This window comes from Rhodopseudomonas sp. G2_2311, assembly GCF_047501505.1.
Taxonomy (GTDB): Bacteria; Pseudomonadota; Alphaproteobacteria; order Rhizobiales; family Xanthobacteraceae; genus Rhodopseudomonas; species Rhodopseudomonas palustris_H.
This window is the reverse complement of record NZ_JAZDRK010000041.1, coordinates 1-8,060: the sequence shown is the minus strand read 5'-3', so window position 1 is coordinate 8,060 and position 8,060 is coordinate 1. Positions and strand designations below refer to the sequence as shown.

The 8,060-nt window shown below is 63.5% G+C and carries 10 protein-coding genes; 5 read left to right on the top strand and 5 right to left on the bottom strand.

Annotation, left to right across the window (positions count from 1 at the left end):
* Window positions 1-81: 81 nt before the first annotated feature.
* The 3 genes from VRZ08_RS24900 to VRZ08_RS24890 all read right to left on the bottom strand — a co-directional run bounded on the left by VRZ08_RS24900 (window position 82) and on the right by VRZ08_RS24890 (window position 1,693).
* Complete coding sequence (locus VRZ08_RS24900; RefSeq protein WP_414534236.1) at window positions 82-798, bottom strand: hypothetical protein; 717 nt, start codon at window positions 796-798, stop codon at window positions 82-84.
* A gap of 237 nt (window positions 799-1,035) precedes the next feature.
* Window positions 1,036-1,359, bottom strand: a complete 324-nt coding sequence (locus tag VRZ08_RS24895) for a transcriptional regulator (RefSeq protein WP_114358812.1) — start codon at window positions 1,357-1,359, stop codon at window positions 1,036-1,038.
* Complete coding sequence (locus VRZ08_RS24890) at window positions 1,352-1,693, bottom strand: type II toxin-antitoxin system RelE/ParE family toxin (RefSeq protein ID WP_414534237.1); 342 nt, start codon at window positions 1,691-1,693, stop codon at window positions 1,352-1,354. Before VRZ08_RS24890 ends, VRZ08_RS24895 begins: the two co-directional genes overlap by 8 nt.
* 412 nt (window positions 1,694-2,105) lie before the next feature.
* Here VRZ08_RS24890 and VRZ08_RS24885 point away from each other — a divergent pair, with 412 nt between their 5' ends.
* Window positions 2,106-2,924 carry an isocitrate lyase/PEP mutase family protein gene (locus tag VRZ08_RS24885; RefSeq protein ID WP_414534235.1) on the top strand — a complete coding sequence of 273 codons (819 nt, stop codon included), beginning with the start codon at window positions 2,106-2,108 and terminating at the stop codon, window positions 2,922-2,924.
* A 666-nt stretch (window positions 2,925-3,590) separates the two neighbouring features.
* Here VRZ08_RS24885 and VRZ08_RS24880 read toward each other — a convergent pair.
* Window positions 3,591-3,914: a DUF1476 domain-containing protein gene (locus VRZ08_RS24880; protein WP_107345553.1), complete on the bottom strand. Its 324-nt coding sequence runs from the start codon at window positions 3,912-3,914 to the stop codon at window positions 3,591-3,593.
* A 297-nt stretch (window positions 3,915-4,211) separates the two neighbouring features.
* Between VRZ08_RS24880 and purC the strand changes: the two genes are divergently transcribed.
* The 4 genes from purC to purQ all read left to right on the top strand — a co-directional run bounded on the left by purC (window position 4,212) and on the right by purQ (window position 6,438).
* Complete coding sequence (purC, locus tag VRZ08_RS24875; protein WP_199851757.1) at window positions 4,212-4,979, top strand: phosphoribosylaminoimidazolesuccinocarboxamide synthase; 768 nt, start codon at window positions 4,212-4,214, stop codon at window positions 4,977-4,979.
* 188 nt (window positions 4,980-5,167) lie between these two features.
* Entirely contained in the window at window positions 5,168-5,413 is a 246-nt protein-coding gene (gene purS, locus VRZ08_RS24870) for a phosphoribosylformylglycinamidine synthase subunit PurS (protein ID WP_011159358.1), read from the top strand.
* Between the two features lie 72 nt (window positions 5,414-5,485).
* Complete coding sequence (locus tag VRZ08_RS24865) at window positions 5,486-5,740, top strand: DUF1664 domain-containing protein (RefSeq protein ID WP_264053096.1); 255 nt, start codon at window positions 5,486-5,488, stop codon at window positions 5,738-5,740.
* A complete protein-coding gene (purQ, locus tag VRZ08_RS24860) occupies window positions 5,737-6,438 on the top strand; it encodes a phosphoribosylformylglycinamidine synthase subunit PurQ (protein ID WP_164632200.1) in 702 nt (233 codons plus the stop codon). The genes VRZ08_RS24865 and purQ overlap by 4 nt, the downstream gene beginning before the upstream one ends.
* Window positions 6,439-6,682: 244 nt before the next feature.
* On the opposite strand, the gene purB is transcribed toward purQ, so the two are convergent.
* Window positions 6,683-7,990 (bottom strand): adenylosuccinate lyase, encoded by a 1,308-nt coding sequence (gene purB, locus VRZ08_RS24855; protein ID WP_264074322.1) that lies wholly within the window; start codon window positions 7,988-7,990, stop codon window positions 6,683-6,685.
* Window positions 7,991-8,060 lie beyond the last annotated feature (70 nt).

The following is an 8,060-nucleotide window of genomic DNA, read 5'->3' as shown; positions in this document are numbered from 1 at the left end:
GTGGTGGGGATTGGGTAGGGGGCTGGGAGTGAGGTTGCTTAATCCGAGGCGCAATGCCTTCTGCCACTGGGACGTGGACTACTATTTTCTTATTTCTAGACCACCCACGTCGATCACCTGAAGCGCTTCACCGTCCTTTGGCGCATTCCAAATCATTGCATTGAGATTTTTCTGCTCGTGTGTTGGTTCTTTTTGCAATTGGATGGATTTGCTCTTCGCAAACATTTCGGCCGTAGGAAGTACGGTAGGATTGAATGTACGGGATCGCGCCACGATAGAGACGTTCAACTTGTTTTCAAGCGTTACCATTACGATTGGATGACCCATTTTGGCGAATTTCGGTTCGAGCGTCTGCATATTCTCGTGCGAGAGAAAGATTCCGAATTCTGCGGCACATCCCGGTTCAACACCAAACACAAGTGTTTTCTTGCGGGCGGATTCGCTCGGACCTGCTCCAGTGAAGTAGTCAGAGGGCAAAAGTAGGCTGGCAGCATGCACGGCACCAAGCGCTGCGGGCTTAGGCAGTTCCCACTCAAAAACGGTCTTCGCCGGAATCGAAATGCCTTCTTCTCGCTTCTTCAGAAAATACTGCTTCTGGTAAGCTATGTAGCCACGCCCGTTCTCATGTAGGCTGACCTTGAACGAGCCCAGCAGAGTCTTCGAGCCCAAGTAGAAGTCGTTGCGGTTGCCCCAAAACATCCATGCGCTCGAAAAGCCGCCGCTCGCGTTTTCGGCAATCAATCGGACGCGGTCTTTGAACAATGCGTCAATACGCTTCTCGATCTCCTCGAAAATCATGGCACTACCTCAGGGATAAGCGTCGCGACGCAGGTGGATCAGTAAGCGTAGCCCGGGTGAGCGCAGCGACACCCGGGATCATCGACAATGCTCCTGCATGTCGCTGCGCTCATGCAGGCTACGCTGAACGCTGCCTCACGTCGCCGGCTTTACGTGCCATTCCACTGTCCCAGACGCTGTCGAACCGTTGCTCGCTCATGGTCTTTGTCTCCGCATCAGCGGTTCGATGCGGTCGGCTCACGCCCGCCGCGCCTTACTCACCTTCAGCTCCAACCCCGCGCGATCCTGCAGATAGCCGATCACGCTGAACAGGTTTTTCGCCTGCGGGTTGCCGCTGGGGCCGAACATCCGGATCAGGCTTTTGGGGGGCAGATCAGTCGCGGCGCCGAGTTGTTCGAAGCCGACGGTGGCCTTGATGTAGTCGCGCAGGACGGCTTTTCCGGTCTCGATATCGCCCTTGAGCATCACCTCGATCGCTTCCCGCAGGAGGGCGTCGGCGAATGCCGGGTCTTTCGCAACGCGGTTCTGGACCAACTCTTTGAAGCTCTTCGTATTAGCCATTGCTCAGTCCTGACCGCCGCTTCTTGTTCTGCTTGTAGTCGCGCCAATACACGATGGCTCGCGCGATATCGCTGCGTTGTCGCTTCTTGGTGCCACCGCAAAGCAGAATGACCAACGTATCGCCGTCACGGCCGAAATAGATCCGATAGCCGGGCCCGAAATCGATCTTGGTTTCGAGGACGCCTTCGCCGACCGACTTAACGTTGGAAAAATTGCCCAGGGACAGCCGAGTCACGGCCGTCGTGACCTTGGCGGCCGCCATGACGTCGAGCCCGTCGAGCCAATCCGCGAATGGGCTTTGCCGATCAGCCGAATAGTAGCGAATATCCAGCATGATCAACGGTAACATATGTGTTACTTTACGTCCAGTGCGCGCTCTATTCGATTGCGATCCGAGGTGGCCTGTACGGCCGCATCTTGGCCTGCTTGCCGGGCCAGCGGGCCTGCCGGGCGGTGTCCCGCCGTTAACGTTCTGCGCCTTCGCCGCCTTCGTCCAGCGCTCCCCCAGGTCCATCCCTGGTGTGGTGGCGCTCGCCTCCGCGCGAGATGCAGCTCGCCGCTTCTCGCGCGACCTGATTCGCTGTGATTCGTCACCGCTTTGTTCCGGCTGCGTTCGGAACGTTAAGGCGCGCGGTGGCGGCTGTCGCAGGGTGGGACACTTCGGCTGTCATCGGCGGCTTCGACGCCGCGACCGGGCCCGTGCTAGCGTCCCGACAACAACAGCAAACATCACAGGGAGATCGCCGATGATCACGACCGCCGCCAAGCGCGCCACGTTTCGCAAGCTGCACGAGGCCGGCTGTTTCGTGCTGCCGAATCCGTGGGATGTCGGCTCGGCGCGGGCGCTGGCGTCGCTCGGGTTTCAGGCGCTGGCCTCGACCAGTGCCGGCTTTGCGTGGTCGGCGGGGCGGGCGGACAATCAGGTCAGCTGCGACGATGTGCTGGCGCATCTGACGACGCTCTGCGCGGCGGTGGATCTGCCGGTCAATGCCGATTTCGAGAACGGCTTTGCCGACAGCCCCGACGGCGTCGCCGCCAATGTGACGCGCGCGATCACCACCGGCATTGCCGGGCTGTCGATCGAGAATACCACCACCGATCCGGCGCAGCCGTTTTACGACGACGCGCTCGCCGCCGAGCGCATCAAGGCGGCGCGGGCGGCGATCAACGCATCGGGCGAGGACGTCGTGCTGGTGGCGCGCTGCGAAGGTTTCTTCAAGGGTGAGCGCGATCTCGCCAAGACCACCGCGCGACTGGTGGCGTTCGCCGAAGCCGGTGCCGATTGCCTGTACGCGCCGGGCATCACTACCGAGGCCGAGATCACCACGCTGGTGAAGGCGGTGGCGCCGAAGCCGCTCAACGTGCTGATTGCCCAGCCGAGCATGACGGTGCCGATGCTCGCCGACCTCGGCGTCCGCCGCATCAGCGTCGGCGGCTCGCTGGCGCGCTGCGCCTGGGCCGGCTTCCTCGGCGCCGCGCGCGAGATCGCCGAGCAGGGCACGTTCACCGCATTCGCCGGGGCAACGAAGGGCGCGGAGCTGAACGGGCTGTTTGCGGGGAGGTAGTAGCTGCGACTGATTTGATGCGGAGGCCGCAATTCTAAGGGGGAGCCCGGGGGTAGACCGCATTCCGATCGCTCACGACGATCGATGTAGCAAGCGTAGCCCGCATGAGCGAAAGCGACATGCGGGTTGTCTTGTCGATAATCTCCCGCATTTCGCTTCGCTCATGCGGGCTACTTGCTGCGCCTGGGCCGGCTTCCTCGGCGCCGTGAACGTGCCCTGCTCGGCGATCCCGCGCTCGGCGACGTCGCCGCGAGCGCTCCCGGAGGAGCCTCGCCCCGGCCCTGACGGGGGATCATGTGGCAGGCCGCCGTCGCGGCCGTCGCCCCGCGCCGCGTTCAGATCGTTCGACCGGTTAACTCTTCCGCGCCGTTCACCGCCTTGGGCGAGGGGAGCGGCCTCCAGCCTTGGTGTGAGCGGGAAGGCGGGCGCACAACTTGCAGCGTTCGCTACGGCGGCTGCGCCGATTCGCAGTGATTCGTCGTCGCTTTGTTCCGCCTGCGTGCCGAACGTTAATCCGAGCCAGGCGGGCTGTCGCAGAGCGGGACACCATCGGCCGTGCTTGGCCCGGTGCCCGGCGCTAAAAACACGAATGCCCGGGGCAGGGCCCGGGCATTTGAAATTCGATTGAGCAATGAGGCGACCGCCGCGGCGGCCGGCGGGAACCCGTCAGGTTCCGGCCTTCACCTCTTGCACCGCCTGGGCATAGAACTCGGCCATCTTGGCGCGCAGTTCGGTCTCCGGCAGGTTGATGCCCTTGTCGGTCAGATCCTTGGTGACCTTGCGCACCACGTCGTCGTCGCCGGCCTCTTCCAGGTCGGCGATCACCACCTCTTTGGCGTAGGCGGCGGCAGCGTCGCCGGACAGGCCGAGCTTCTCGGCGATCCAGAGGCCCAGCAGCTTGTCGCGGCGCGCCTCGGCCTTGAACTTCTGCTCTTCGTCGAGCGCGAACTTCCTCTCGAAGCCTTCTTCGCGCTTGTCGAACGTGGTCATGTCTGTTGTTCCGATCTTGAGCCGGCAGAAGGGCCGGTTTGCGGTGGGCAGGTTCGATGCCTAGATATCCAGAGCCGCCCGTTAAGACAACTGCCACAATGGCGCACAGCGAGGGGTAAAACTCCCGGGCCACCCGGCCGGATCGATTGTATCGGGGGGGCCAATCAGCTAGGTTGCAGCGAGGCTGGGTTCTCGTTCTGTTTCCTATTCCTGGCCTTTCGGCAGCTCCGCCGTGGGCCGCTTTCGTCAGACGGAGCCCACCACCCGATGGATTTCAACAAAACACGGTACATCCCCATGAGCCGGCGACGTCGCATTTACGAAGGCAAGGCCAAGGTGCTGTATGAAGGTCCGGAACCCGGAACGCTGATTCAGCACTTCAAGGATGACGCCACCGCGTTCAATGCCAAGAAGCACCAGGTGATCGAGGGCAAGGGCGTCCTCAACAACCGGATCTCCGAGTACCTGTTTCAGCACCTCAACGACATCGGGGTGCCGACCCATTTCATCCGCCGCCTCAACATGCGCGAGCAGCTGATCCGCGAAGTCGAGATCGTGCCGCTCGAGGTGGTGGTGCGCAACGTCGCCGCCGGCAGCCTGTCGCAGCGGCTCGGGATCGAAGAGGGCACCCAGCTGCCGCGCTCGATCATCGAGTTCTACTACAAGAACGACCAGCTCAACGACCCGATGGTCTCGGAAGAGCACATCACCGCGTTCGGCTGGGCGACGCCGCAAGAGATCGACGACATCATGGCGCTGGCGATCCGCGTCAATGATTTCCTCACCGGTCTCTTCCTCGGCATCGGCATCCGGCTGGTCGACTTCAAGATGGAGTGTGGCCGGCTGTTCGAAAGCGAGATGATGCGGATCATCGTCGCCGACGAGATCTCGCCGGACAGCTGCCGGCTGTGGGACATCAAGTCGAACGAGAAGCTCGACAAGGACCGCTTCCGCCGCGATCTCGGCGGCCTCTTGGAGGCCTACACCGAAGTCGCCAAGCGCCTCGGCATCCTGATGGAAAACGAGCGCCCGGTCGGCTCCGGCCCGGTGCTGGTGAAGGGCTGAGGCTAGGGCGGCGCGCGCAAGCGCGTTTCCAAGCGATGTCATTCCGGGGCGCGCGTCAGCGCGAACCCGGAATCCAGAAGTTATAGAACGATCGAGATTCCGGGTTCGCTCGCTGAGCGCGAGCGCCCCGGAATGACGGAGGGGGCGGAGGCTCTGCCCGGCATGACGAGGGGATCATCGAGGCGACCATGAAGGCACGAGTCACTGTTACCTTGAAGAACGGCATCCTGGATCCGCAAGGCAAGGCGATCGAGGGCGCGCTGAAGTCGCTCGGCGTCGCCGGCATCGCCAGCGTGCGCCAGGGCAAGGTGTTCGACATCGAGCTCGACGGCGCCGCCGACAAGGCCAAGGCCGAAGCCGCCCTCAAGGACGCCGCCGACAAGCTGCTGGCGAACACCGTGATCGAGAATTATCGCGTCGAGGTGCTGGGCTGACAGTCCTCTTCCCTGTGCGGAGAGGGCGGCGAGCAAAGCTCGCCGGGTGAGGGTCTTGATGAGGGCATTGCGATGGCTGATATCACTCCCGAACTGATGTACGAAGTCCTCAAGGCCGTGCAGGCGCGTCTCGCGCAGGTCGACGGCAAGGTCGACGAACTCAAGCAGGACATGCAGGCGTTGCGGCACTCGCACAACGGCCTTCGCCACGAGATCGTCGGCATTCACACCGAACTCGGCAGCATTCACGCCACGCTGGTCCGCCACGAACAGCGGCTCGACCGCATCGAACGTCGTCTCGAACTCAACGAAGTATCGACCACATGAAATCCGCCGTCCTCGTCTTCCCCGGCATCAATCGCGAGCGCGACATGGCGCGGGCGCTGAAACTCGTCTCCGGCAACGACGCCGCGATGGTGTGGCATGCCGAAACCGAGCTGCCGAAGGGCACAGACCTCGTCGTCGTCCCGGGCGGCTTCTCCTATGGCGATTACTTGCGCTGCGGCGCGATTGCGGCGCGGGCACCGGTGATGGACGCGGTGCGCAAGTTCGCCGCCGACGGCGGCCTGGTGCTCGGCGTCTGCAACGGCTTTCAGATCCTGTGCGAGTCCGGCCTGCTGCCGGGCGTGCTGATGCGCAACGCGCGGCTGAAGTTCATCTGCCGCGATGTTCATCTGCGCGTCGAACGCAACGACACCCCGTTCACCCGCGGCTACACCGCCGGCCAGGTGATCAAGGTGCCGGTGGCGCACGGCGAGGGCAATTACGAAGCCGACGAAGACACCGTGAAGCGGCTCGAAGGCGATGGCCGGGTGCTGTATCGCTACTGCTCGCCGGAAGGCGAAGTCGGCGAGAGCCACAACATCAACGGTGCCGCCGCCTCGATCGCCGGCATCGTCTCCGAGCGCGGCAACGTGCTCGGCATGATGCCGCATCCGGAAAATCACGTCGAAGACATCATGGGCTGCACCGACGGCCGCGGCCTGTTCGCAGGCCTCGCCCAGCATTTCGCCAAGGCGGCGTAAGCGGCGGCTCTTTGCTGATCTTCGTCATGGCCGGGCTTTGTCCCGGCCATCCACGCCTTTGTTGCAGATCGGCCTGAAGACGTGGATGCCCGGCACAAGGCCGGGCATGACGTGGCGAGGTCTGCACCAGATCTCGGTGCTCGAGCGGGCGGCCGGTCCCGTAACTATCAGGCTTGCTGCAGCCACAAAAAAAGCCCCCGCAAACCGGGGGCTTTTCGTTGCGCGCCGCTGCTGGCGCCTTGCCTCAGCTCTCGCCGAACACCCGTTTGAAGATGGTGTCGACGTGCTTGTGGTGATAGCCGAGGTCGAACTGCTCTTCGATTTCGGCGTCGGTCATGTATTTCTTCATGTCCGGGTCGTTCTTCAGCAGCGTCAGGAAGTCGCCTTCGCCGCGCCACACCGGCATCGCGTTGCGCTGGACCAGCTTGTAGCTCTCCTCGCGCGAGCAGCCCTTCTGCGTCAGTGCGGTGAGCAGCCGCTGCGAGTGCACCAGGCCGCCGAGGCGGTCGAGGTTCTTGGTCATGTTCTCCGGATACACCACCAGCTTCTCGATCACGCCGGCGAGGCGGTTGAGCGCGAAGTCCAGCGTCACGGTGGCGTCGGGCGCCAGCATCCGCTCGGCTGAGGAGTGCGAGATATCGCGCTCGTGCCACAGCACCACGTTCTCCATCGCCGGCATCACATAGGCGCGCACCATACGGGCGAGACCGGTGAGGTTCTCGGTCAGCACCGGGTTCCGCTTGTGCGGCATCGAGGACGAGCCCTTCTGACCCTCGGAGAAATACTCCTCGGCCTCGAGCACTTCGGTGCGCTGCAGGTGGCGGATCTCGGTGGCAAGCCGCTCCATCGACGAGGCGATCACGCCGAGCACCGCGAAGAACATCGCGTGGCGGTCGCGCGGGATCACCTGGGTCGACACCGGCTCGACCGCGAGGCCCATCGCTTTCGCAACGTGCTCTTCGACCCGCGGGTCGATATGCGCGAAGGTGCCGACCGAGCCGGAGATCGCGCAGGTGGCGACTTCCTTGCGGGCGGCGACCAGGCGTTCCTTGGCGCGCGAGAATTCGGCGTAGGCGTAGGCCATCTTCAGGCCGAACGTCACCGGCTCGGCGTGGATGCCGTGCGAGCGGCCGATCGATGGCGTCATCCGGTGCTCGAAGGCGCGGGCCTTCAGCGCCGCCAGCACGCGGTCGAGGTCGGCCAGCAGGATGTCGGCGGCGCGGGTGAGCTGGACGTTGAAGCAGGTGTCGAGCACGTCCGACGAGGTCATGCCCTGGTGCACGAAGCGCGCATAGGGCCCGACGAACTCGGCCAGATGGGTCAGGAAGGCGATGACGTCGTGCTTGACCTCGCGCTCGATCTCGTCGATCCGCGCCACGTCGAACGCGGCGTCCTTGCCGCCCTTCCAGATCGCCTCGGCGGCCTCCTTCGGGATCACCCCGAGCGCAGCCTGCGCGTCGGAGGCATGGGCCTCGATCTCGAACCAGATCTTGAAACGGGTCAGCGGCTCCCAAATGGCAGCCATTTCCGGACGGGTATAACGCGGGATCATCGCAAACTCGTGGGTTTTGGGGATTACGCCGCGCTTTAGCAGATCGGCGGGGCAGGGGCTAGGGACGGGG

Bases quoted from the DNA above. Each gene is read 5' to 3' on its own strand.
- VRZ08_RS24900 (WP_414534236.1), bottom strand. From the start codon at position 798: ATGATTTTCGAGGAGATCGAGAAGCGTATTGACGCATTGTTCAAAGAC.
- VRZ08_RS24895 (WP_114358812.1), bottom strand. From the start codon at position 1,359: ATGGCTAATACGAAGAGCTTCAAAGAGTTGGTCCAGAACCGCGTTGCG.
- VRZ08_RS24890 (WP_414534237.1), bottom strand. From the start codon at position 1,693: ATGCTGGATATTCGCTACTATTCGGCTGATCGGCAAAGCCCATTCGCG.
- VRZ08_RS24885 (WP_414534235.1), top strand. From the start codon at position 2,106: ATGATCACGACCGCCGCCAAGCGCGCCACGTTTCGCAAGCTGCACGAG.
- VRZ08_RS24880 (WP_107345553.1), bottom strand. From the start codon at position 3,914: ATGACCACGTTCGACAAGCGCGAAGAAGGCTTCGAGAGGAAGTTCGCG.
- purC (WP_199851757.1), top strand. From the start codon at position 4,212: ATGAGCCGGCGACGTCGCATTTACGAAGGCAAGGCCAAGGTGCTGTAT.
- purS (WP_011159358.1), top strand. From the start codon at position 5,168: ATGAAGGCACGAGTCACTGTTACCTTGAAGAACGGCATCCTGGATCCG.
- VRZ08_RS24865 (WP_264053096.1), top strand. From the start codon at position 5,486: ATGGCTGATATCACTCCCGAACTGATGTACGAAGTCCTCAAGGCCGTG.
- purQ (WP_164632200.1), top strand. From the start codon at position 5,737: ATGAAATCCGCCGTCCTCGTCTTCCCCGGCATCAATCGCGAGCGCGAC.
- purB (WP_264074322.1), bottom strand. From the start codon at position 7,990: ATGATCCCGCGTTATACCCGTCCGGAAATGGCTGCCATTTGGGAGCCG.